The organism is Orrella marina, from assembly GCF_003058465.1.
Lineage (GTDB): Bacteria > Pseudomonadota > Gammaproteobacteria > Burkholderiales > Burkholderiaceae_B > Algicoccus > Algicoccus marinus.
The window spans coordinates 1,900,847-1,923,951 of the sequence record NZ_CP028901.1 but is presented as its reverse complement, the minus strand read 5'-3'; the positions used below and the strand labels follow the sequence as shown (position 1 = coordinate 1,923,951).

The window sequence follows — 23,105 nt, the reverse complement described above, 5'->3', positions numbered from 1 at the left end:
TCGTGTCATGACATGTCGCCTTGATGCATTGTTGAACCCGTACATTGGCTCCGTTCATTCTCATTTCAGTCAACTCTAATGCTTAACTTTTCCGGCACACCATGAATCGTCAAGACAGCATCAGCGAGAACGCTTTCGAGGCGCGGTTGCAGGCGTTGCGCCATTCCATGGCCAGTCATGATGTGGACGCTTGCCTGATTGCCTCTGCAGATCCTCATCTTTCCGAGTACCTGCCCGACCACTGGAAAATCCGGCAGTGGCTGACCGGGTTTACAGGATCAGTTGGAACGGTGATTGTGACGGCCGAGCAGGCAGGATTGTGGGTGGACAGTCGATACTGGGTTCAAGCCGAACGCGAGCTTGAAGGCTCAGGCTTCACAATCGAACGTATCCAGAGCGCACTTGATACGTCCTATCTTCAGTGGCTTGATCGCTACCTCAGTCGGCCAGGTGTGATTGCGGTGGACGGGCGGACCTTGTCAGTTTCTGCCTTCGAATCCCTGCGCGTGGCAATTGATGACTCCGTCACTATCCGTCTTGACCTTGATCTGCCTGGACAGGTCTGGCAGGAGCGTCCCGGGCTTCCAGTCGAGCCCGTCACATCTCTCACGCCGGAGGTTGCAGGTCGTGAAAGAGGAGAGAAGCTTCAAGCCGTGCGTGCGCGCATGAGGGCGCTTTCAGCCTCGCATCACCTCGTCAGCACACTGGATGATATCGCCTGGATTCTCAATCTGCGGGGGAGCGACGTCCAGTTCAATCCGGTGTTTCTTGCGCACCTGCTCATTACGTCCGACCATGTTGAGTTGTATGTAGATGAGCGAAAAATCAGTGAGGTTCTTCGGGCCGAACTGTTGCATGAAGGCATTCGAGTCAAGGCCTATGAGTTGATTCAGCAGGATGTCGACAGGTTGAATCGTGCCGATCGACTGTTGTTTGATCCACGTAAGACGGTTTGTGCCTTGCTTGGCACGACTTCAGCGCAACATGTTCGGGCCACGAATCCATCCACGCTCCTGAAAGCTCAGAAAACGCCTGCTGAACTCCACAACTGGCGCGAGATCATGCGACGCGATGGTGCCGCGTTGTGCGAGTTTTTTGCCTGGCTCGAGGCCGCCATTTCGAGGCGTGGTGAGCAAAGACTGGATGAGTTGATGATTGATGAGGTACTGACTGACTTTCGGGCGGCGCAGTCGGGGTTTGTATCTCGCAGTTTTTCGACGATTGCAGCGTTTCAGGCCAATGGTGCCATGCCGCATTACCGGGCGACGACTGCGCGGCACGCAGTGATAGAGGGCGATGGCCTGCTTTTGATCGATTCGGGTGGGCAGTACCAGGGGGGTACGACAGACATTACCCGGATGGTGCCGATCGGGGAGCTGCCGAAGCTGGCCGCAGAGGATTGTACTGCCGTCCTGCGTGCCATGATCGCCATGTCGCGTGCCAGATTCCCGCAAGGGCTGGCTGCGCCATTGCTAGATGCGGTTGCACGTGCCCCACTCTGGGAAAGACTGACCGACTATGGGCACGGGACAGGCCATGGAGTCGGTTACTTCCTGAATGTGCATGAAGGACCGCAGGTTTTGTCATACAAAGCCCCGATCCATGCTGACATGGCGCTCCTACCCGGGATGGTGACTTCCAACGAGCCTGGTCTTTACCGGCCGGGCCAATGGGGGGTGCGAATCGAGAATCTGGTGTGTTGCCAGATTGCGGGTGAAAGCGACTTCGGGCAGTTTCTCGAGTTCGAAACGTTGACGTTGTGCCCCATTGACACCCGGTGCATTTTGCCAGCCATGCTGCGAGATGACGAAATCCAGTGGCTTAACGACTATCATAGATGTGTACGGGAGGCCCTTGAGCCTCGTGTGAAGGGTGCGGCTTTGCAATGGTTGCTGGATCGGACCGAGCCGCTGTCGCTATAATCCAAATTTCCCACGAGCGCCTTTGATCAGGGCGTCAATCTATGACCAAATATGTTTTTGTAACCGGTGGGGTTGTCTCTTCACTGGGTAAGGGTATCGCGGCGGCCTCTCTGGGTGCCATTCTGGAGTCGCGGGGGCTGCAAGTCACGCTGCTGAAGCTGGATCCGTATATCAACGTCGATCCCGGAACCATGAGTCCGTTTCAGCATGGGGAAGTCTTTGTGACAGAAGATGGTGCCGAGACCGATCTGGATCTGGGTCACTATGAACGATTCATTTCGGCCAAGATGCGCAAAGCCAACAATTTTACAACTGGCCAGATTTACGAGTCTGTCTTGCGCAAGGAGCGTCGCGGCGACTATCTGGGCAAGACGGTTCAGGTGATCCCCCATATCACCAACGAAATCCAGGATTTCATTGTCCGGGGAGCCACTCAGGCCTGGAACGGTGCAACCGATGTGGCCATTGTCGAGATCGGTGGTACGGTTGGCGATATTGAGTCTTTGCCATTTCTTGAAGCGGCTCGTCAGATGAGTTTGCGACTTGGGCGCAACCAGACTGCATTCGTGCACCTCACTCTGGTGCCATTTATCGCGACGGCAGGGGAGCTTAAAACCAAGCCGACCCAGCACTCGGTTCAGAAATTGCGCGAGATTGGTATCACCCCGAACGCCTTGCTTTGCCGTGCTGATCGTCCCATTCCGGATGACGAGCGTGCCAAGATTTCCATGTTCTCGAACGTGCCGCTTGATGCTGTGATTTCGGTATGGGATGCCAGCTCGATCTACGAGATTCCCGGTATGCTGCACAACCAGGGTCTGGATAATCTGATTTGCGAGACGCTTGGTATCAGTGCGCCGGCGGCAGATCTATCTGTGTGGGAAGGTCTGATTGAAGCCATCGACCATCCCGAGCACGAAATCAATATCGCCATGGTTGGCAAGTACGTTGATTTGACCGAGTCCTACAAATCGCTCGCCGAGGCACTGGCTCACGCTGGTATACACACCCGCAGCAAAGTGAATGTGAGCTACATCGATTCGGAAGAAATCGAAGCGCAGGGTACGGACATGCTCGAGTCTTTCGATGCCATTCTGGTGCCGGGGGGGTTTGGCAAGCGAGGTACGGAAGGCAAGATCGCAGCCATCCGCTATGCCCGGGAGAATGGCGTGCCCTATCTTGGAATCTGTCTTGGTATGCAGCTCGCTGTGATCGAGTTTGCGCGGCATGTTGCCGGTCTTGGCGGGGCAAACAGCACAGAGTTTGATCCTGGAGCGCCTCATCCGGTGGTTGCACTCATTACCGAGTGGATGGACCGAGAGGGTCGGACCGAAACCCGGCATGAGGGGTCGGATCTTGGTGGAACCATGCGCAAAGGGTCACAGAAATGTCCAGTAGCACAAGGCACACTTGCTCATCAGATCTATGGCGATCAGGTCAATGAGCGTCACCGCCACCGCTATGAGGTAAACAACGTGTACGTTCCGAGACTTGAGGGCGCGGGCATGGTGATCAGTGCACGCACGCCCACCGAGAATCTCCCTGAGATCATGGAGCTTCCAAAACATCCGTGGTTTGTGGGTGTGCAGTTTCACCCTGAATTCACATCCACTCCTCGTGACGGACACCCCTTGTTCCTGAGTTTCGTCCGCGCGGCCCTTGCTCGTCGACAGGCAGCTCAGGAGTCAGTATGAATCTTGCCGGATTTGAAGTCGGTCTGCACCAGCCCTTTTTTCTGATTGCCGGGCCCTGCGTGATCGAGTCTCGCGAAATGGCCTTCGAGACCGCACGTCGGCTCAAGGCGATCACCGATCGTCTGGGGATTCCTTTCATCTACAAAAGTTCGTTCGACAAGGCCAACCGCAGTTCTGGCAAGTCCTACCGTGGCCCAGGCATGACCGAGGGGCTCAAGATTCTGGCCGACGTTCGTAGCGAACTGAATGTGCCTGTTTTGACGGATGTGCACGATATCACCCAGGTTGAGCCGGTTGCCGAGGTCGTGGATGTCTTGCAGACACCCGCATTCCTATGTAGACAGACGGACTTTATCGAGGCGTGTGCTGTCAGTGGCAAGCCTGTAAACATTAAGAAAGGACAGTTTCTCGCGCCAGAAGACATGCTTCAGGTTGTTGCAAAGGCGAGAGATGCGGCCGATCGGGCTGGAGTCCTGCCACAGATCATGGTCTGTGAGCGTGGGGCGTCGTTTGGATACCACAACCTTGTCTCCGACATGCGTTCGCTTGCGATCATGAGGGCAACAGATTGTCCAGTTGTGTTCGATGCGACGCATTCGGTGCAACTGCCTGGAGGCCAAGGAACATCATCAGGGGGACAGCGAGAGTTTGTGCCCGTACTCGCCAGAGCCGCAGTTGCAGCCGGAGTGTCGGGCCTGTTCATGGAAACCCATCCCGAGCCCGGGAAGGCGTTATCGGATGGGCCTAATGCTGTGCCGCTTGATGATATGCCTGGTCTGCTTGCCTGCCTTCAGGCCATTGATCGTGCTGTCAAGCAGTCTGGCGTGCTGGCGACTGGCTTGTAAGGTCCAGAGGCATTGTTTCCAGTGAGCGATTTCTGGTCAGATATTCATTATTTCAATCTCCATTTCAGGAATTCTTTGATATGAGCGCAATTGTTGACATTATTGGTCGCGAAATTCTCGACTCTCGCGGCAACCCGACGGTTGAGTGTGATGTATTGCTTGAATCGGGTGCTATGGGTCGCGCTGCTGTTCCTTCCGGTGCCTCAACTGGAGCGCGCGAGGCGATCGAGTTACGTGATGGTGACAAGTCACGCTACCTTGGAAAAGGTGTGTTAAAGGCTGTCGAGAATGTGAATACCGATATTTCCGAGGCGTTGATGGGACTCGACGCACAGGAGCAGAGTTTCATCGACCGGGCACTCATTGAGCTCGACGGTACAGAAAGTAAAGAGCGTCTGGGGGCCAACGCCATTCTCGCAGCCAGCATGGCGGTCGCTCGCGCAGCCGCTGAAGAGTCAGGGCTGTCACTGTATCGCTACTTTGGTGGCAGTGGCCCCATGAGCATGCCGGTTCCGATGATGAACGTTATCAACGGCGGTGCACATGCCAATAACTCTCTGGATATGCAGGAGTTCATGATTCTGCCCATCGGTGCGACCTCGTTCCGCCATGCCCTGCAGATGGGTGCCGAGACCTTTCATGCGCTCAAGAAGCTGATCGATGCGCAAGGCATGTCAACTGCAGTGGGTGACGAGGGTGGTTTTGCGCCAAATGTGGCAAATCATGAGGCCGCGATCGAGCTCATCCTGAAGGCGATTGAGCAGGCTGGATATGAGCCAGGTACACAGATTGCGCTTGGACTGGATTGCGCGGCATCCGAGTTCTATCGTGACGGCAAGTACCAGCTCGCGGGTGAGGGTAACCTTTCACTGACATCCTCGGACTTCGCCAACTTGCTGGCCACCTGGTGCGACAAGTATCCGATCATCTCCATTGAAGACGGCATGTCGGAGAATGACTGGGAGGGCTGGAAGACGTTGACGGATCTTCTGGGCAAGAAGGTGCAACTGGTGGGCGATGACTTGTTTGTGACAAACACCAAGATTCTGAAACAGGGGATTGATCAAGGTGTCGCTAACTCAATACTGATCAAGATCAACCAGATCGGTACGCTGACAGAAACTTTTGCTGCAATCGAAATGGCCAAGCGCGCATCCTATACGGCCGTGGTTTCACACAGATCGGGAGAGACAGAAGACTCCACCATTGCTGATATTGCGGTTGCCACCAACGCGATGCAGATCAAGACGGGATCTATGTCACGTTCTGATCGTATGGCCAAGTACAACCAGTTGTTGCGCATTGAGGAAGAACTGGCTGAGGTGGCGTCTTATCCGGGACGCGACGCGTTCTATAACCTGCGCTAAGGTTCGATCCGATGCGACTCCTCTTTACGGGCTTGCTGGTTCTGTTTCTACTGATCCAGTATCCACTGTGGATGGGTCGCGGTGGATGGTTTGAGGTCATGGACATGCGTGATGAAATTGCCCAGCAGCGTCTGACCAATGATGGCCTCAGAGCACGGAATGAAGCGATGCAGGCAGAAGTGGAGGATCTTCGTACGGGAACCGAGGCTGCAGAGGAACGAGCCCGTGCGGATCTCGGCTTGATGCATCGTAGTGAGGTATTTGTGCAGATTTTGCCGAATGATAATGGTGCACAGACTCCTGCTAGACCGTAACCTTGTCCGGCTTTCTGTTCCTGCGCAGGGCGGATCCTTCAGTAGCCAGCGCAAGGCCAGTCGATTTTCTCTCGGCTGCTTTGCATGACAGTTTGTACCACGACCTTCAAGCGGATCTCACGTCCAATAATAGGCCGTAGCCAGAGCAGGGTGACAGGCTGGTATGCCGTGACGCTCAGGTTGAGCAAGTTTGCCTGAGCGATTGTTTTATCTGATCTTGGTCCTACGCCGTTTTGCCAGCCTTTTGCCTGGTTTCTTTGATGCTGGGCCGCAATGTGACTGTGGCGAATGACATCCTGACCTGCCTGACGACTCAGATTTGGGTCTTTGAAGTCCGCCAGTAGATCCTCCACATGGTCCAGAACACACACCTGGCCCAGGCGCAGTGAGTCTGGCTTCAGATTTCGGAAGAGATACTGATGGGCAACGAGCGGTCGTCCACCCTGTGTCGCGGCGTGCTCAGCGGCCCTCTGGGCGTTTAGCAACAGAAAATGGTGTAGCGTGAACCATTGCGTCGCTTCAATCACGAGCCAGAGCAGGGTGACCACTGCCGAGGCAGCAATGAGCCACTCGACAGATGCCTGACCTGAAGCTCGATTAAAAGCGAGGTGTCTTTGAGAAAGCCAAATCATGCAGAGATTCTGCGCGATTCGTACGGTTGCTGGCAATTGGCAGTGTCAACAATTGACCACCTTGTTTTGCCAGATCCATAATCCTGAGACTGTCAGAATGATGGATCTATACGTGGATTAGTGCTCTTCTCTGGTTTAGCAGCGAGTGCGGTCCGTCAGTGGAGCGTGGTCGTGCTGTCCAAAGGGTTGTCGGGGTCCAGGAAAATGTTTGTGGCGTCTTGTTGATTAAACGCATATTTCTCGCCACAGAATTCGCATGTCACCTCGACCTGTCCTTCGTTCTGAACGATATCTTGCACTTCACTCTGGCCAAGTGATTGCAACATTGACGCTACTCGATCGCGCGTACATCCGCAATGCCAGTGAACGGTTCTGGACTCAAGGTTAAACACCGGTCGCTCCCAGAACAGGCGTTCCAGAAGTGTGTCGGTTGGAACAGACGCCATTTCGGACGAAGTGACCGTCTCACAGACCATTCGAGCGTGTTCCCAGGACGAGTCGGCCTGGTCCTGACTGGTTCCGGATGTGCCGCCGGTAACTGGTAGTTTCTGAAGCATCAGTCCACTAATACGCTCAGGTGTGACAGATAGCCACAACCTGGTGGAGAGCTGTTCTGATTGCTGCATGTACTGCTCGATGGCTTTTCCAACACTCTCAGACTCAAGCGACACAATCCCCTGATAAGGGTGCAGATTGGGTGCGTCCTTGGGGGGATTGAGAATCACGGAAAATCGGCCATCACCGTCCGGGTTGATCAAAGCACCTAATCCGGTCTGTACTCCGATCTCCCCACTACCGAGCTTGACCGTTGCCCGCATAGACATGTCGGAACGGCATTCGACAACGATCAGCCTGATGGGGCCATTCCCTTGCAATTGCAGCAGTAAGGCACCCTCAAATTTCAGATTCGACGCCAGTAAGGCCGCCGCACACATCAACTCCCCGAGTAGTTCCTGAACGGCGAGCGGGTATTGGTGCCGATGGGTCGCTTCATGCCAGACGTGCTCCATTTCGACCGCACTGACACGCGCACTGCGATCGTCGAGCAGAAACTTTTTCAGTTGATCGGATGATGACTGTTCACTCATCAGTCAACCCGCTTGAGTATCTTGGCGTATCGCTTCGCACGCTCTTCGTAGGTGGTGTTGTTACGGTGCATCTGCTCGATTTCTTCTTCAGATAGCGTTCTGAGAATCTTCCCAACACCGACGACAAGGCTGCCCTCAGGTATCTCACGTCCTTCCGGAACGATCGCTCCTGCGCCAATCAGACAGTTTTTGCCGATGACAGCATGATTCAAAATGATGGCCTGCATGCCGATCAGTGACCCACTGCGAATTGTGCAACCATGCAGCATGGCCTGGTGACCGACGGTGACGTGATCTTCGATGGTTAGCGGCACCCCGGTGTCAACGTGCAAAACACTACCTTCCTGGATGTTGCTACCCTTTCCTACGGTGATGGGGGCGTTATCACCCCGGATGGTCACACCTGGCCAGACGCTTGCACCTGCAGCAAGGCGGACATCGCCGATCAGCACCGCATTATCAAAAACCCAGGCGGTAGGATCGATCTGGGGAGCAAGATCATCAATCTGATATGAAGCCATACTGAAATTCCTGAATAAATATGTTCGATAGTGGCGCAGACCGCACTCATGCTGACAACGGCTGGACTCCACTGAGCCCATGTCGGACACGTAGCAGGTCACGCCTTGGGTGTCCGCTGGTGTCGATCGAAATGCGTTGCGAGATGCCGAGTCTGACACGACTGTTGCCGACCATGCCTCGAATGACCTCCAGTATACGATTACGCAGTCCGGTGCGCTGAGCAGACGAAATGCTGGTCGCGCTATCAAGCTCGAGAACAATCCAGATCTCTGCAACATCGGAGGCAGGTTTGCGACTTGGCGGATGAATGGCGGCAGCCATCATGACCTCATCAATCGACATCACCGCCTGTTCGATAGCAAGAGGGTGGAGTGCTGCGGATCCTGTGAGCAGCAGATCATCGGACCAGCCTGCTAGATGAACCGATCCATCCTCTTTGAGCTCACCAACCAGACCGCATGGATGCTCTGGAACCATGTCGATGGGTTCATGAACATCGGCCGGGTCCTTTAATGGCCAGACTCCCACATAGATGGCTGGATCCGGATCTCCCGTATGATCTGAGCGACACGCATAAATCTCCTTGCAGACGCTGGTCCCTGGCCCTGACAGACCAGCCGAACGTTCAACGAGTTTATGTCCGGGAAAGACCCTGCCAGCTTTGTCGGGATCAGTCGGCCACATGGGATGGCTATCTCCCCACAATAATCCGCATCCGGGGACAAACGTTACGAGATTCGGTTGAATGCCAAAACGGTTGCTTGCAAGATCTCGCCAGTAACCGTTGAGCAATTCTCCAAAGACGGAGAGTCCCTTGAGATTGAATTCAGCCGAGACAGGTGAGCGGCGCAACCATTGGCACAGCATGCCCGAGGTTGTATTGATGTGCGAGATCTTCAGCGCTCCCTGGGACAGTGCCTCGAAACTGTGAGGAAGTGTTGGTTGCAGTCTGACACCCACTCCAAAATACAGGGATGGGAGAATGACACCGAACAAACCAGCCTCAGACATCATCGAGACCGATGACTGCATTCCAGTCGCGTCTTTGGGGAACCAGTTATTGGCGGACACGAATCCTGTCAGATTGCCGATCAATGCCTGATGGGCCACCAGAAACGCGGTTTGCGGCGGATATGCGCTTGAAGAACGCGTGGGCCAGGCCAGCAGGGCTGGTTGTTGAGATCGCGTCGGCTCGACTCGGTAAGCGTCTGGCTGTCTCGAAAGCAGTCCAGACCAGGACATGGCGTTTTCAGCTTCAACCGACAGACCGACGATCTGCTGGACGCGAGTGCACCGTTGCAACGCCGAGAATACCTTGTCAGGTTCACTGTCATCCGTAAAGACGATGCGGCATCGTGACTGACGCACACGTTGCGTCATGACGTCACCATGCTCCGTGGTCGGCAAGGCGACCACAATACATTGTTTGAGCCAACAGGCCATCATGACTGCAAGTGCTTCGACCCTGTCACGCATGATGACTGCAACGCGATCTCCAGGCTTGGCTCCCATTCTTTCAAGGCCATTGGCGAGTCGACAGCTGGTTTCAGCAAGCTCCTGAAAGGTCGATCGCTGTGCGTAGCCATCAGGTCCGATAATCTCGATAGCTACTGATTTGGAGTGAGAGTGTTCCTCCGCCCATTGCTGGCAGCAACGATCGGCAATGTTGATGAACCTTGGCACGTGCCAGGCGAATTCGTCTCTCAGGGGGCGGTACAGATCAGTCATGCGTGACGGGCGGATCCCAATTATTCTTATCCAACGCGTAGCATGGACCAGCTTGGAAGAGTTGGCAACAGTTACAGGCGTCTCAGTGCATAATTTTGCGATTAAGCACCTATCGCCTGGCGGATATCTACGATGCGAGTGCCACAAATGACGTCATGAAGGAACTGGCCGTCCCGACGAAACCAGGTTGGAATGAAAATCAGAAATGGTGCACCGACTGCAAACAGGTAAATGGCCCGTAATCCCGTGCTTAAAACGACTGCGTGAATCATGGCCATTCCGACTAGCGGCACAATCCAGCTTGCCATGTAGCGTCCAACAAGCTGAACAGCTGATGGTCTGCTCGTATCCTGGCTGACCAGTTTGATATGCCAGGCTTTCATCGGTAATGTCTGTCCACCCGCACGCCAGCAGATGAAGAAATAGACTCCAATTGCCAGAAAGAGGATGACCTGTCTTTCAAGCCTGAGTGTCAGGCCGTGCCGACTTTGCGTCAGTGCATCAAACAGGTAATCGGCAATGAAAACGACTGCAAATAGCAGAACGCCTTCGTACATCATGCTGGCGAAACGCTTGCCGCGCGATGCTTCCGGAAGGGTATGACTAGGGGAGGGAACTGAAAGAGACATTGACGCTGACCGATTGCGATGGCATGTAAATACCGGCATTATCCGCTATTGCGCGCAAGACTGCACGACTGGTCAGATCAAACTGCCGGATAGCGATCAGTAACTGCTATCCGGCTTGCAACGGGTCATACGGCACCGTTGTTGGTTGCGCCATACTTGCTGCGAAGCTCTGATGCATCTTTGATGACGCTGGAGATGTTGTTCAGTCCGACCTTGATCGAGCGAATGATTGCTCTGGCAAGTTCCTGCTGCGCAGCGGCGCGGATTTCACGCTCGGCGAGCAGGGGGTCGAAACTCTTCGAAATGTTCAGGAGAGAATGGATTTCGTTTGATTCGTTAATGTTTTTCGTATTCATGATTTACCTTTTTGATTTGTGAACCATCAGGATCAGGGTTTACCTGATAGGGAATACCCTAATTATAGGGAATACCCTAATTATAGGGAAAACCCCAGTACATTGCAATACCTAGTTACAGGCCAGTGTCTGATTAGCCCTTTTCGTGCCATGCTCTGTTGCACATCGGCATGTGAATACAGGAGGAAGGGGGGGGCTTTGATGGATTTGTGGGGCCATTACCCGGCACACGTGGTCGTCGACGTATTCAAGTGAAGTCAAACAAGATGCGAGAGTGCTTCGAAGAACCAGCCAGGATTGAAGTGACCGGATTGGTAATAGATGAACGAGTTCGTGCAGGCCGCTAAATGGCTACCGGCAAAACGCACACTGATGAGTCATCAATAGATCACATGGCTGTGATCAGCCTGGCAAGGAGCATAGACACAGGATGAGATCAGCCGGATACGTGGAGGACGACTGATCAAGCCCTGTGTCTGGAGGATGTTATTTCTGGTAACCACCGCTCACAAGATCGAACAGGAACAGCCGACAGTCGAGCGCACCGTTAAAGACGGGAACTCGCCGCCTTGGTTTTAAGCGCATTGCCGACGGCAGTTCGAGATCGGCACTGATGACGCCGACTTGCCAGCCAGCATAAGCTTGTTTCAGATGACTGGCCCAGAGAGTCATCAAGTCCTTTTCTGCTTCAAGCCGGATGCCGTACGGGGGGTTGGTCAGGATCAGTCCGGGCGCAACTGGGCACTCTTCCTGACACGCATCAGCATGTAGCAGGTTGACAACGTTGGCCGGTACTCGCGCTCGAGTCAGGTTACGCCGGGCCATCTCAAGTGTTTCAGAACTGATCTCAAAGCCAATGATCGGTGCCGTTGTTTCTGTCAGGATCCGGTCTGAGGCCTCTCGTCGCAGCGACTGCCATTGCAAGGCATCGTGGTGTCGTAGACGCTCGAAGGCGAACGGGCGATTGATGCCAGGTGCGATGTCCAGTGCCATCCACGCGGCTTCGATCAGGATAGTTGCGCTACCGCAAAATGGATCCAGCAGTGGTGTGCCAGGTTTCCATCCCGTGAGCGCCAGAAGACCTGCTGCGAGGTTCTCACGAATGGGCGCCTGTCCTTTGTCGAATCGCCATCCCCGCTTGAAAAGCGACTCGCCGGATGTGTCAAGATACAGTGTTGCTGTGGTGTCTGATAGAAAAAGGTGCACGCGCGCATCAGGCCTGACTGTATCGATACTGGGGCGGGCGCCTTCGATATCTCTGAGTCTGTCACAAATACCGTCTTTCACCAGCAGATTGCAGAACTGCAGGCTTTTCATGGGACTATTGATGGCTGATGTGTCGACGCGCAGAGTGTGATCCGGACCGAACCAGGACTCCCAGCGAGTTGCCCTTGCAAGGTCCGCAATATCGGACTCTTGATTGACAGGACGTTGGGCGACCTCAACCAGGATACGGGTCGCCAGGCGGCTGTAAAGATTGGCCTTCTGGATGCTGATCCACTCTCCCTCGAAATGGACACCTGCACGGCCTGCACGAACTGCTTTGAGTCCAATGCTGTTTAGTTCGGCTGCCAGGACCTCCTCAAGACCGCGAGGACAGGATGCAAACGCTCTGTGCAAGCCTTCATATGGATTGCGGTCCGGCTGCGCACGGGCTTGTCTGCGGGAGACCGCTTGTGGCTCGTTAGTATGGGTATTGCCGGTGTGCACCGATCTATCCGGCCTGCGTTCGTCGGACGGGCGTCCGTGGCGAAGGTGTTCGGGTCGAGTCCTGGGGGCATTGTTGTTGTCGGGTCGATTGCGAGGAGCACTGCTTTTCTGGCGTGCCGGACCCGCATCTCGGCCAGCAGGACGGACTGCGCCAGGCGAGCGGGGTGGGCGTCTTTGTTCAGAAGGTTCTGCGGGTTGTTCATGTCGTTCTGTCTTCTGCTTTTCGACCTTCAGGCGCGCAAGCCGGTGCGCCCGGGCGCCAGTTGCATTTCGTTTGGCCGAGAGGCCTGGGTCGCGTGTTGATTCGTTGCCACCAGATCGTTTGATGGTCAGTGTCTTAGTGCTGGATGGTGGCTTCTGGTCTGAGTCTGACATGAAAGATCGATTTAAAAGGGTTTGATCACGACCAGAGCCGTGACGGCCAGCATCAGTAATACCGGTACCTCATTGAACCACCGAAAAAACACATGCGAATGGCGAACAGTGCCGGCTTCAAACTGATTCAGGTAATGTTTGCATATCCCATGGTAGATCAGCAGGACAGCTACCAGTGCCAGTTTGGCATGCATCCAGCCGTTGCCGGCCCCAAGCCCAATCCCATATCCAAGGTAAAGCCATAGTCCGAGTACAACTGCCGGAATGGCCAGGATGGTCATGAAACGGTACAGACGCCGTGCCATGCCGAGCAAGGTGTCGCGAGACGCGGCATCTTTGGCTTGAGCAAGGTTGACGTAGATCCTGGGCAGGTAAAAAAGTCCTGCAAACCAGGATGCAATGAACACGATGTGGAGCGTCTTGACCCAAAGCATGATGGCTCAGCCTCTCAGTTGCGCGTTGCCGCGTAACACCCATTTCTGGGTTGTGAGCCCTTCTAGTCCGACAGGACCGCGGGCATGCAGACGATTGGTGCTGATCCCGATCTCGGCGCCAAGACCGTATTCAAAGCCATCCGCAAAGCAGGTAGGCAGATTCACATAGACAGAGCTGGAATCGACCTCTCGCTCGAACCGGCTCGCGGCATCCACATCCTGAGTCACAATTGAGTCTGTGTGGCCAGAGCCCCACCGGGCGATATGTTCGATTGCCTGGTCAATGGAGTCGACGATGCGGATCGCCAGTATCGGGGCCAGGTACTCCTCAGCCCAGTCACTATCCGAGGCTGGCGTGGCGTCAGGCAGTATGACAAGCGTTTCAGGACAGCCCCTGAGTTCGACGCCCTTCATAGTAAAGGAATCGGCAAGCTTCGGTAGGATCGTACTGGCGACTGTCCGGTGAACCAGCAAGGTTTCCATGGCGCCGCAGATCCCGTAACGGTAGGTTTTTGCGTTCAAGGCGATGTCGTGAGCCTTGTCGAGGTCGGCAGCAGAGTCAATGTAAACATGGCAATTGCCGTCAAGATGCTTGATCATGGGAACACGCGCCTGTTCCGAAAGCCGGGTGATCAGACTTTTGCCGCCACGCGGAACAATCACGTCAACATATTCGGTCATGGTGACGAGGTAACCGACTGCGTCCCGATCGGTCGTCGGAATCAGCTGAACGGCCTGCCCGGGCAGGCCGGCATTCCTGAGCCCGGCCGAGATGATCTCCGCCAGCGCCATGTTGCTGTTGATCGCTTCGCTGCCGCCTCTGAGAATGGTCGCATTGCCAGACTTTACGCACAGCGCTGCAGCGTCGATCGTGACGTTTGGCCTTGACTCGTAAATGATGCCAACGACACCGAGTGGAACCCGCATCTGTGCAATCCGCATGCCATTGGGACGAACCTGAGTCGGACCCAGACTTCCGACTGGATCAGGCATCGCCGCAATCTGTCGCAGGCTTTGCGCCATACCGATAAGTGTCTTTTCAGAGAGGGTCAACCTGTCGAGCAATGGGGCGTCCAGGTTGCGCTCCCGGGCTCGATGCAAGTCCTTCGCATTGGCCTGTATCAGTTCAGGGCGTGATGTGTCTAGTGCGTCCGCCATGGCCAGCAAAGCGTCTGCTTTTTGCTGGTCAGACGCTTTCATCATGAGTCGGCCGGCTGCACGAGCCTGCTGTCCGATTGCAAGAATAGATTGTTCGAGTGAGTTCATTATTACCAAATTCCTGATTCGGTGTTTGCCGTTAGTTTTACCAGAGCCCGCGTGGATGATCACCGAGGATCCTTTCTCATGAAGGATGAGAAATCTTTAGTGAAATTTCGGGACGCAGTTCAATCCAGGCCCGTCGGGCAATGCGGCTCAGGCTGTTAGTTTAGCGTGATCGGCTGGTGGCAAGTCGAAGCGTCAGTCTGGACATCTCTTGCCATACATCATCAAGACGTCCTTGAACGGGTATGCCCTTGCCAAGACGGTCAACGTCATGAGCATGCGACAGAAGGCTGTCAACCAGTGGAGAACCGAGTCTATCCATCAGTCGAGACAGTCGCTGCTCTCTGACACCAAAAATCCGCAGGGATTTCATGGCCTCCTGCGCTCGCAAGCCTTGACGTGTTTTCTCGTATACGCGAGCGAGATTTCGGATCTCATCGCTCAGAGCCCACAAAACGAGTGGAGTAGGCGTTCCTTCTGCCTTTAGTCCTTCAAGAATACGCAAAGCCCTGGCTGCCTGTCCGTCTATGGCTGCGTCGCGTAGTGCCATCACGTCATAGCGCGCGACGTTCATGACTGCCGTCTGAACTTGTTCTTGACTGAGATTGCCCTCGGGATAAAGCAGACCGAGCTTAAGTACCTCCTGGTGTGCTGCCAGCAGATTGCCTTCAACGTGGTCAGCCATCCAGGAAAGAGTGTCGCGATCTGTCGTTTGGTGCTGACGATCCAGACGTGTTTCGATCCACTGGGGCAGGGCGGCTCTGGGGATGGCTGCACACTCGAGCACAAGCGCGTTCGATAGAAGGTCCTTGCACCAGACTGTTTCTCGACTTTGTCGGTCAAGCTCTGGCAGCTTGAATACAAGCAAGGCGTCCTGTACGACAGACGAACTGTGCGTCTTGGCGAGATTGCTGATGGCCTGGCCGCCTGTTTTGCCGGGCTTGGCACTTGGCATGGTGATTTCGATCAACTGTCGGTCACCAAACAGCGAGCCAGCACCCGCTGCGAGTGAAATCTGCTGCCAGTCACTGCGGGCGTCCATCACGAAGCTGTGACGGTCGGTAAAGCCCTCCTCGCGGGCACGTTCACGCAGGCTATCAGCTGCCTCCATGACCAGCAGCGGCTCGTCTCCAGTGATCACGATCAGGCCGGGTAGCTGCTTGATTCTGGCCAAGGTTGCCTCGGGCGTGGCTGCAGGCTGAGTTCTTCGCATAGAGCCGCAGCCTCATTTTTCCTGCGCAGCTTTGCGCTCTAGACGCTCGTAAGTCTGGATGACATCCGGAGAAGTGATCCGGCGCATGAGTCGATCCACCATGCTGCGCTGCATCTGTTCGAACAGGGTGGCGATTTCACCTTCCTTGGCCTGAACTACGTTGTCGTCATATGGCAGATCTCGAACGGTGACAAGAGTGGTGTCGGGCAGGATGATTTCGCTTCGTGCATTGACAAGCCGGAATGTAAAGATCAGGGTCAGCTCGTACTCTTCCACTCGACCTTGCGGGTTGAGAGAAACTTCCCGTATGTTGCGACTGACAGACACTTGCTGCAGTTGAGCCTGAAAGTTTGGTTTCTCACCTTTGAGAAGGGGTTCGTTTGAAACAATGACTGTGTCGGGAGACGCCGCACGAATTGCACGCCGCACATCTGCTCCAAACTGCGTGTTGTCGGGAATGGTGATGGACAGCCGTTCGAAGGGTAACGGAGTCGTGCCTTGCAGCCTGAATCCGCAGGCGGTCAGCAGGATCGTCAGAGCAAGCATGAGCGCCCATCCAGGCCATATGGCAGACCTTGCGCGCTGCTGCTTACCTGTTGCAAACGCAGTCCGTGCCTCCTGCATGTGCTGTGCCAGCTGCTTCATGAGCCCACTCCTTGTCTGATGACTGATCACCTGAATTTCCTTTCTGTCCCCAGGCTCCAGGCGCGCGTGTCGCGTTAGAACCTTGAGGATCTGCACTTAGCCGACGACGTTCACCAGCTTGCCAGGAACCACGATGATACGCTTGGGAGCCGACCCCTGAAGATGCTTTGCGACAGCTTCGTGCGCGGCGGCCAGCGACTCAATTTCTGGCTTGGTTGCGTTCGATGCGACACGCAGACTGCCACGCAGCTTGCCATTGACTTGCAACACCAGTTCTATCTCGTCCGATTCAAGCGCTCTGGCGTCTACCTGCGGCCATGCGGCATCCAGCAGGTCCCCATGCACCTTCTCAAGTCCAAGCTCTCTCCAGAGTTGCCAGGTGATGTGCGGGACTACGGGGTAAAGAACTCGCAGAAGGATGCTGAACGACTCTGCCAATGCTTGCGAACACAGGGTTTCAGAATCAAGCTTGGCGCTCTCAATGGCGTTGAGCATTTTCATGGTGCCGGAAACCACTGTGTTGTACTGTATCCGCTCGTAGTCATAATCAGTCTGCTTGAGCAGGCTGTGAATGGTTCGACGCAGATCAGCGACTTCAGGAGAGGCTTTTGACCAGTCTGTCGTTGCAAGTCCCGGGACGGCCTCAGTGATTACCCTCTGATGGTTGTAGGCGCTTGCCCAGAGGCGCCTGAGAAAGCGCAGAGATCCGTCCACACCCGAGTCTGACCATTCCAGCGTTTGCTCTGGGGGGCTCGTGAACATGACGAAAAGTCGCGCGGTGTCGGCACCCTGCTGATCGATCAGTGATTGCGGGTCCACACCGTTGTTCTTGGACTTCGACATGGTGCCCACGCCACCGTAGATAATTTCACGACCATCTGACTTCAGAGTGGCGCCTGTTATAGAACCCTTCGCGTCGTAAGTGTTCTCAACTTCCTCTGGCCAGAAATATTCGATCCCGCCGCGTTCGTTGCGTGCGTAGTAGATGTGGTTGAGCACCATCCCCTGGCAGAGCAGGCGTGTAAATGGCTCATCGAACTTGACTAGGCCCATGTCACGCATGACCTTGGTCCAGAACCGTGCGTACAGCAAGTGCATGACTGCGTGTTCGATACCACCGATGTACTGGTCCATGGGCATCCAGTAGTCATTACGCTCATCGACCATGGCCTCATTACTATCGGGTGAGGTGTAGCGCATGAAGTACCAGGAGGAGTCGACAAAGGTGTCCATGGTGTCGGTTTCTCGCCTGGCTGGCTTGCCGCAGCTCGGGCAGAAGCACGACAGGAAGGCCTCGTCTTTTGTCAGCGGGTTTCCGCTCCCATCGGGGATCAGGTTCTCTGGCAGCACGACGGGGAGGTCTTTTTCCGGGACGGGAACGGGACCACAACTTTCGCAGTGAATAATCGGGATTGGTGTGCCCCAGTAGCGCTGGCGTGAGATGCCCCAGTCGCGCAGTCGCCAGGTTGTCTTGCGAGCCCCGAGTCCTTTCTCTTCAAGTGTGCTGGCGATTTGTTCGATCGCCTGAGTTGACGTCAATCCGTCGAACTGTCCTGACTGGATGAGGGTGCCGGCTTGCTTGTCTGCGTACCAGTCATTCCAGACCTTGTTATCAAACGTATGTGAGCCGACCTGAACAACCTGACGGATCTCAATCTGATACTTGTTTGCGAAAGCAAAGTCGCGTTCATCGTGTGCGGGCACGCCCATGACAGCACCATCGCCGTAACTCATGAGTACGTAGTTACCGACCCAGAGCGCAATCGAGTCTCCCGTAATGGGGTGGGTGACCTTGAGGCCTGTGTCCATCCCTTCTTTCTCGCGAGTGGCGATCTCGGCTTCTGTCTGGCCGCCTTTCATGCACTGTTCGATAAACGCAGCAATGTCCGGATTACGCGCGGAAGCGATCTGAGCAAGAGGATGCTCAGGTGCCACTGCGCAGAATGTCACACCCATGATTGTGTCAGCGCGAGTCGTGAACACGTACATCTTCCCATCATTGACAAGATCGCCGTCACTGTTGCGAATGTCGTGGGTAAAGGCAAAGCGCACACCCTCGCTCTTGCCAATCCAGTTTTCCTGCATGGCACGTACACGGTCTGGCCAGCCATCAAGCTTGTCACGTACGGTTGTGAGGAGCTCCTCGGCGTAGTCTGTGATCTTGAGGTAGTACCCGGGAATCTCGCGCTTCTCGACTGTCGCGCCAGAACGCCATCCTTTGCCGTCAATAACCTGCTCATTGGCCAGCACGGTATTGTCGACAGGATCCCAGTTCACAACCTGGGTCTTGCGATAGGCAATGCCTTTCTCCAGCATCTTGAGAAAGAGCCACTGGTTCCACTTGTAGTAGTTGGGGTCACACGCGGTCATCTCACGTGACCAGTCGATGGCCAGCCCCATCGCCTGCATTTGCTTGCGCATGTAGGCGATGTTGTCGTATGTCCATTTTGCTGGAGGTACATTGGACTTGATCGCTGCGTTCTCGGCGGGCATGCCAAAAGCATCCCATCCCATCGGCATCAGGACGTTGTAGCCTTTCATACGCAACTGGCGAGTCATCATGTCGTTGATGGTGTAGTTGCGCACGTGCCCCATGTGCAGTTTGCCACTGGGGTAGGGCAGCATCGAGCAAGCGTAGAATTTCGGCTTGGGGTTGCCTTTGCCGTCTACGGCGTTCTCGGTAACGCGATAGGCGTCCTTGCTCTTCCAGAATTCTTGGGCGGTGGCCTCTACGAGGCTGGGCTGGTAACGGTCCTGCATGCGTTTGTCGATTCAGCTAAAAAGTTGGGATTGTCCAGGATGGGCCCCGGTCAGAGATTGGGGCAGTAAGAGGGTCCTGGTGTGATCATGGAAACCACTCATTATAGGAAGCTTGCGCGCAGGTATGGCGTGATTGTCCTGAAATGAACAAAGCCCTGCGTTTGCAGGGCTTTGAATGATGGCTCATTTACACCTTGATACGCATGACAGTAACGACACGGTTGCCACTCCTGACGCAAGTGGATCATTTGAGATCACACAGGGTTGTGGAGGATGCTGAACCTGCAAGATCCCCTAGCAAGGCGTGCTTCAAGCAAATCTGGACTACGCCTGTCGCTCAAGTCATGAAGGTGTTGCGTGACTGACGAGACAGAGCGGATCTATGACCCTGTTCTGATTCGCCAACCCCGAATCACTTGAGCTTGGTTTCCTTGTACTCGACGTGCTTGCGCACGACCGGGTCGTACTTCTTGATGAGCATCTTGTCAGGCGTGTTGCGCTTGTTCTTGCTCGTTGTGTAAAAGTGACCGGTACCTGCGGTCGACTCCAGCTTGATTTTTTCTCGAATGCCTTTGGCCATGATGAATCTCTCTTAAAGTCGTCAGTAAAGCTCAGGCGCTCAGGCGATTTCGCCACGAGCACGCAGATCTGCCAGAACGGAATCGATGCCGTTCTTGTCGATCGTGCGCATCGCGTTCGCGCTGACGCGCAGGCGAACCCAGCGGTTCTCGCTCTCAACCCAGAATCGGTGTGACTGCAGGTTAGGCAGGAAGCGACGCTTGGTCTTGTTGTTTGCGTGAGATACGTTGTTGCCCGTGATGGGGCCCTTACCAGTTACTTGGCATACTCGTGCCATGGTTGCACCTTTCAAAAATTTGCTAGGGGTATGTGTCTGGCTGTCCAGATCATGTTCTGCCAGCGTTTATCGCAGGAAAACAGACTCTGACACGCCCTCCCGACCACTGAGGAGCCCAAAGCCAAACCCGCCAAACCGAGAAGTATATCCCGAATCGTAACCGTGGCGCAAACTTAGCGTCGTTGCTTGATCCGTCCCCTGTGCGAAAAGGTCTTCGAATGTGTCATCAGTCGAGGTTGAGGAATTCGTCTGGAAGGTTTCGCAAATGACGAAAATTGGATACATTTCTTTGTGTGCTCGTTTATACATCCTTGTCCGGGGATGTCGAAATTGATGGAATTGGACATAAGGGGGATAGTCTTGAATCCGCTGGTTAGTCTGGTTGAAAAAAAAATAGCCAGTTTGCCTGTTGAAGTGCAGTTGCATCTTCCAGATGGAACCCGGATCGGGTCCGGCAACGCTGTGGTCGAACTGATTGTCAGTGATCTCAAAGCACTCAAGAATCTGGCATCGGGTGATATTGGAAAAGTTGGCGAAGATTACGTGGAGGGGCGTATCGATATCCGCAGTCCGATGCGCGATCTTATGGCCGCCGCCACGGCGATGCTTCCGAGTTCGCCGGTTGAGGCGGCGCGCCAGGGGGTGTTCGGAACGCTTGTCAAGCAGTTGATTTCGGTGTGGCGTCACTCGGTTGAAAGAGATGCCAGGCACATCGAGTTTCATTACGATTTGTCAGATGACTTTTATGCGCTGTGGCTAGATCCCAGAAGAGTGTACTCATGCGCTTACTATCGAACGCCGGAGATGGATCTCGAGCAGGCGCAGCAAGCCAAGCTTGATCATATCTGCCGCAAACTCCGTCTGGCAGAGGGAGAGCGATTTGCAGATGTTGGCGCAGGCTGGGGAGGCCTGCTCTTGTGGGCAGCAGAGCACTATGGTGTCGATGCAACCGGGATCACACTGTCCAGAAACCAGCATGCCTATGTCAATCGACTGATTGAAGAGAAAGGGCTCTCGGGACGGGTGCGAATGGAGTTGCTTGACTATCGTAAACTCGATTCAGGCAACCCTTTTGACAAGATAGCGTCAGTTGGTATGTTCGAGCATGTCGGACGGGCGCAGCTGACCGTGTATTTCGATCAACTGCGTCGCCTGCTCAAGCCGGGTGGTCTCATCATGAATCACGGGATCACAGCGGGCGGGGTTGAGAATGACCAGCTTGGTCATGGTATGGGTGACTTCATTGAAAAGTACATTTTTCCGGGAGGGGAGTTGACCCATATTGGTCATGTGCTGACTCAGATGGGCAATGCCGGGCTGGAGCCGGTCGATGTCGAGAATTTGCGCCCACACTACGCGCGTACGCTGTGGGCGTGGAGCGATGCGCTTGAAGCCCGTCTGGACCAGGCGCGAACGATTCTCAGCTCGGAACAGGGGCAGCGGGCCTTGCGGGCATACAGACTTTACCTCGCAGGATGTGCTGCCGGATTCGAAAATGGGTGGATTGCGCTGTACCAGATAGTTGGTCACCATTTGCCGACACGCGGCAGACCAGATGAGCTTGATCTGCCTGAAGATCTGGGCTACCCGTGGCGCAGAGATTACATGTACGACTCACATGGTTGATTGACTTGTTTCATGGCTTGCGCTGCGAGTTCGAACGAGTGCAGGCGCGCCTGATGATCGTAAATCTGCCCGGTAAACATCAGTTCCTGTGGCTGCGTCCTGTCAACCAGTGCCTGCAGACCCTGGGTGACTGTCTCAAGTGACCCCATCACTGCACAGGACAACATCTGGCTCGCAAACTGCTTTTCTACCGGTGTCCAGAAACTTTCAATGTCTTCGATGGGAGGCGGCAGTTTTCCGCGTGTATTGCGTCGCATGCGAACAAACTGTTGCTGGACCGATGTGAATAGATGTCTGGCCTGATCGTCCGTATCGGCTGCGACGATGTTTGCAAGCACCATGGCATAAGGCTTGGACAGATGCCGGGATGGTTTGAACGTCTGGCGATAAATGGCCAGTGCATCCATGAGATCAGCCGGTGCGAAGTGCGAAGCAAATGCATACGGAAGTCCGAAATGTGCAGCAAGCTGAGCCCCGAAAAGACTCGAACCCAGAATCCAGACAGGTACCTCCGTACCAGCTCCGGGTACCGCCCTGACTGGGAGCGAATCTGCTTGTGGGCCCAGATATTCCATCAGTTCAAGAACGTCCTGCGGGAAGCGGTCGCTGCTTGACTGGAGATCGCGTCTGAGCGCTCGGGCGGTCTGCTGGTCCGTTCCAGGCGCACGGCCAAGACCCAGATCAATTCTTCCTGGATAGAGAGTTGCAAGCGTGCCGAACTGCTCGGCAATGATCAGCGGAGCGTGATTTGGAAGCATGATGCCGCCAGAACCAACACGGATTGTCTGGGTTGCACCAGCAATGTTTCCGATCAGAACAGCTGTCGCAGAACTCGCTATACCGCTCATGTTGTGATGTTCTGCCACCCAGTACCGCCGATATCCCAGCGCCTCACCGTGCTGGGCGAGGTCCCGGGTGTTGGAGAGGGCGGTTGCAGCGTCGGCACCTTCCGGGATGGGTGAAAGATCCAGAATAGAATAAGGGATAGTCATAATTAGCCAAAAATTTATACGGTCGTTGCGTTATGCTGAGAGTCGACTCAGGTAATCTGAATGTGATCAGCCAGCCTGGCTTGGCCAGGTTTTGTCATGTTGTCCTAGAGTAAGTCAGTCGGGGCCTGAAAATC

General features: G+C 54.8%; 21 protein-coding genes. 6 read left to right on the top strand and 15 right to left on the bottom strand.

The annotated features are described in order from the left end of the window. The first annotated feature begins 101 nt into the window (after positions 1–101). The 5 genes from DBV39_RS08605 (at position 102) to ftsB (ending at position 6,142) form a co-directional block, all read left to right on the top strand. On the top strand, positions 102–1,922 hold the full coding sequence (locus DBV39_RS08605) for an aminopeptidase P family protein (RefSeq protein WP_108621185.1): 1,821 nt from the start codon (positions 102–104) through the stop codon (positions 1,920–1,922). 41 nt (positions 1,923–1,963) lie between these two features. Next, positions 1,964–3,616 (top strand): CTP synthase, encoded by a 1,653-nt coding sequence (locus DBV39_RS08600; protein ID WP_108621184.1) that lies wholly within the window; start codon positions 1,964–1,966, stop codon positions 3,614–3,616. Next, positions 3,613–4,461, top strand: coding sequence for a 3-deoxy-8-phosphooctulonate synthase (kdsA, locus tag DBV39_RS08595; protein WP_108621183.1), 849 nt, complete (start codon positions 3,613–3,615; stop codon positions 4,459–4,461). Before DBV39_RS08600 ends, kdsA begins: the two co-directional genes overlap by 4 nt. 80 nt (positions 4,462–4,541) lie before the next feature. Further along, complete coding sequence (gene eno / locus DBV39_RS08590; protein ID WP_108621182.1) at positions 4,542–5,828, top strand: phosphopyruvate hydratase; 1,287 nt, start codon at positions 4,542–4,544, stop codon at positions 5,826–5,828. 11 nt (positions 5,829–5,839) lie between these two features. Continuing rightward, on the top strand, positions 5,840–6,142 hold the full coding sequence (ftsB, locus tag DBV39_RS08585) for a cell division protein FtsB (protein WP_108621181.1): 303 nt from the start codon (positions 5,840–5,842) through the stop codon (positions 6,140–6,142). Between the two features lie 38 nt (positions 6,143–6,180). Here the strand turns inward: ftsB and DBV39_RS08580 are convergent, their stop codons facing one another. The 14 genes from DBV39_RS08580 to rpmB all read right to left on the bottom strand — a co-directional run bounded on the left by DBV39_RS08580 (position 6,181) and on the right by rpmB (position 20,353). After that, the gene (locus tag DBV39_RS08580; protein WP_108621180.1) at positions 6,181–6,774 is read right to left on the bottom strand and encodes a pilus assembly protein; all 594 of its coding nucleotides are present in this window, start codon (positions 6,772–6,774) and stop codon (positions 6,181–6,183) included. Positions 6,775–6,929: 155 nt separating this feature from the next. After that, positions 6,930–7,862: an Hsp33 family molecular chaperone HslO gene (gene hslO / locus DBV39_RS08575; protein ID WP_108621179.1), complete on the bottom strand. Its 933-nt coding sequence runs from the start codon at positions 7,860–7,862 to the stop codon at positions 6,930–6,932. Further along, on the bottom strand, positions 7,862–8,383 hold the full coding sequence (locus tag DBV39_RS08570; RefSeq protein WP_108621178.1) for a gamma carbonic anhydrase family protein: 522 nt from the start codon (positions 8,381–8,383) through the stop codon (positions 7,862–7,864). The genes hslO and DBV39_RS08570 overlap by 1 nt, the downstream gene beginning before the upstream one ends. A 46-nt stretch (positions 8,384–8,429) precedes the next feature. Further along, entirely contained in the window at positions 8,430–10,112 is a 1,683-nt protein-coding gene (locus DBV39_RS08565) for a class I adenylate-forming enzyme family protein (RefSeq protein ID WP_108621177.1), read from the bottom strand. 101 nt (positions 10,113–10,213) lie between these two features. Continuing rightward, positions 10,214–10,741, bottom strand: coding sequence for an RDD family protein (locus DBV39_RS08560; RefSeq protein WP_108621176.1), 528 nt, complete (start codon positions 10,739–10,741; stop codon positions 10,214–10,216). A gap of 125 nt (positions 10,742–10,866) precedes the next feature. Further along, positions 10,867–11,097 (bottom strand): hypothetical protein, encoded by a 231-nt coding sequence (locus tag DBV39_RS08555; protein WP_108621175.1) that lies wholly within the window; start codon positions 11,095–11,097, stop codon positions 10,867–10,869. Between the two features lie 486 nt (positions 11,098–11,583). After that, the gene (locus tag DBV39_RS08550; protein WP_108621174.1) at positions 11,584–13,182 is read right to left on the bottom strand and encodes a THUMP domain-containing class I SAM-dependent RNA methyltransferase; all 1,599 of its coding nucleotides are present in this window, start codon (positions 13,180–13,182) and stop codon (positions 11,584–11,586) included. An 11-nt stretch (positions 13,183–13,193) separates the two neighbouring features. Next, on the bottom strand, positions 13,194–13,616 hold the full coding sequence (locus DBV39_RS08545) for a CopD family protein (RefSeq protein ID WP_108621173.1): 423 nt from the start codon (positions 13,614–13,616) through the stop codon (positions 13,194–13,196). A 6-nt stretch (positions 13,617–13,622) separates the two neighbouring features. Beyond that, on the bottom strand, positions 13,623–14,882 hold the full coding sequence (locus DBV39_RS08540; RefSeq protein ID WP_108621172.1) for a glutamate-5-semialdehyde dehydrogenase: 1,260 nt from the start codon (positions 14,880–14,882) through the stop codon (positions 13,623–13,625). Between the two features lie 160 nt (positions 14,883–15,042). Beyond that, complete coding sequence (gene holA / locus DBV39_RS08535) at positions 15,043–16,092, bottom strand: DNA polymerase III subunit delta (RefSeq protein ID WP_108621171.1); 1,050 nt, start codon at positions 16,090–16,092, stop codon at positions 15,043–15,045. 12 nt (positions 16,093–16,104) lie between these two features. Then, positions 16,105–16,737: an LPS-assembly lipoprotein LptE gene (locus tag DBV39_RS08530; RefSeq protein ID WP_227870871.1), complete on the bottom strand. Its 633-nt coding sequence runs from the start codon at positions 16,735–16,737 to the stop codon at positions 16,105–16,107. 96 nt (positions 16,738–16,833) lie between these two features. After that, the gene (gene leuS / locus DBV39_RS08525) at positions 16,834–19,497 is read right to left on the bottom strand and encodes a leucine--tRNA ligase (RefSeq protein WP_108621170.1); all 2,664 of its coding nucleotides are present in this window, start codon (positions 19,495–19,497) and stop codon (positions 16,834–16,836) included. A gap of 412 nt (positions 19,498–19,909) precedes the next feature. Further along, entirely contained in the window at positions 19,910–20,077 is a 168-nt protein-coding gene (gene rpmG / locus DBV39_RS08520; RefSeq protein ID WP_108621169.1) for a 50S ribosomal protein L33, read from the bottom strand. Positions 20,078–20,116: 39 nt separating this feature from the next. Beyond that, on the bottom strand, positions 20,117–20,353 hold the full coding sequence (rpmB, locus tag DBV39_RS08515) for a 50S ribosomal protein L28 (RefSeq protein ID WP_108623182.1): 237 nt from the start codon (positions 20,351–20,353) through the stop codon (positions 20,117–20,119). A 360-nt stretch (positions 20,354–20,713) separates the two neighbouring features. Here rpmB and DBV39_RS08510 point away from each other — a divergent pair, with 360 nt between their 5' ends. After that, positions 20,714–21,979, top strand: coding sequence for a class I SAM-dependent methyltransferase (locus DBV39_RS08510; RefSeq protein ID WP_108621168.1), 1,266 nt, complete (start codon positions 20,714–20,716; stop codon positions 21,977–21,979). On the opposite strand, the gene DBV39_RS08505 is transcribed toward DBV39_RS08510, so the two are convergent. Next, positions 21,955–22,971, bottom strand: coding sequence for an LLM class flavin-dependent oxidoreductase (locus DBV39_RS08505; RefSeq protein WP_108621167.1), 1,017 nt, complete (start codon positions 22,969–22,971; stop codon positions 21,955–21,957). The genes DBV39_RS08510 and DBV39_RS08505 overlap by 25 nt on opposite strands. Positions 22,972–23,105 lie beyond the last annotated feature (134 nt).

Excerpts from the sequence above, each read along its gene's own strand:
- DBV39_RS08540 (WP_108621172.1), bottom strand. The coding sequence starts at position 14,882 with ATGAACTCACTCGAACAATCTATTCTTGCAATCGGACAGCAGGCTCGT.
- DBV39_RS08605 (WP_108621185.1), top strand. The coding sequence starts at position 102 with ATGAATCGTCAAGACAGCATCAGCGAGAACGCTTTCGAGGCGCGGTTG.
- DBV39_RS08570 (WP_108621178.1), bottom strand. The coding sequence starts at position 8,383 with ATGGCTTCATATCAGATTGATGATCTTGCTCCCCAGATCGATCCTACC.
- DBV39_RS08545 (WP_108621173.1), bottom strand. The coding sequence starts at position 13,616 with ATGCTTTGGGTCAAGACGCTCCACATCGTGTTCATTGCATCCTGGTTT.
- DBV39_RS08530 (WP_227870871.1), bottom strand. The coding sequence starts at position 16,737 with ATGAAGCAGCTGGCACAGCACATGCAGGAGGCACGGACTGCGTTTGCA.
- ftsB (WP_108621181.1), top strand. The coding sequence starts at position 5,840 with ATGCGACTCCTCTTTACGGGCTTGCTGGTTCTGTTTCTACTGATCCAG.
- rpmG (WP_108621169.1), bottom strand. The coding sequence starts at position 20,077 with ATGGCCAAAGGCATTCGAGAAAAAATCAAGCTGGAGTCGACCGCAGGT.
- DBV39_RS08600 (WP_108621184.1), top strand. The coding sequence starts at position 1,964 with ATGACCAAATATGTTTTTGTAACCGGTGGGGTTGTCTCTTCACTGGGT.
- DBV39_RS08550 (WP_108621174.1), bottom strand. The coding sequence starts at position 13,182 with ATGTCAGACTCAGACCAGAAGCCACCATCCAGCACTAAGACACTGACC.
- kdsA (WP_108621183.1), top strand. The coding sequence starts at position 3,613 with ATGAATCTTGCCGGATTTGAAGTCGGTCTGCACCAGCCCTTTTTTCTG.
- DBV39_RS08580 (WP_108621180.1), bottom strand. The coding sequence starts at position 6,774 with ATGATTTGGCTTTCTCAAAGACACCTCGCTTTTAATCGAGCTTCAGGT.
- leuS (WP_108621170.1), bottom strand. The coding sequence starts at position 19,497 with ATGCAGGACCGTTACCAGCCCAGCCTCGTAGAGGCCACCGCCCAAGAA.
- hslO (WP_108621179.1), bottom strand. The coding sequence starts at position 7,862 with ATGAGTGAACAGTCATCATCCGATCAACTGAAAAAGTTTCTGCTCGAC.
- DBV39_RS08505 (WP_108621167.1), bottom strand. The coding sequence starts at position 22,971 with ATGACTATCCCTTATTCTATTCTGGATCTTTCACCCATCCCGGAAGGT.
- DBV39_RS08555 (WP_108621175.1), bottom strand. The coding sequence starts at position 11,097 with ATGAATACGAAAAACATTAACGAATCAAACGAAATCCATTCTCTCCTG.
- DBV39_RS08565 (WP_108621177.1), bottom strand. The coding sequence starts at position 10,112 with ATGACTGATCTGTACCGCCCCCTGAGAGACGAATTCGCCTGGCACGTG.
- eno (WP_108621182.1), top strand. The coding sequence starts at position 4,542 with ATGAGCGCAATTGTTGACATTATTGGTCGCGAAATTCTCGACTCTCGC.
- holA (WP_108621171.1), bottom strand. The coding sequence starts at position 16,092 with ATGCGAAGAACTCAGCCTGCAGCCACGCCCGAGGCAACCTTGGCCAGA.
- rpmB (WP_108623182.1), bottom strand. The coding sequence starts at position 20,353 with ATGGCACGAGTATGCCAAGTAACTGGTAAGGGCCCCATCACGGGCAAC.
- DBV39_RS08560 (WP_108621176.1), bottom strand. The coding sequence starts at position 10,741 with ATGTCTCTTTCAGTTCCCTCCCCTAGTCATACCCTTCCGGAAGCATCG.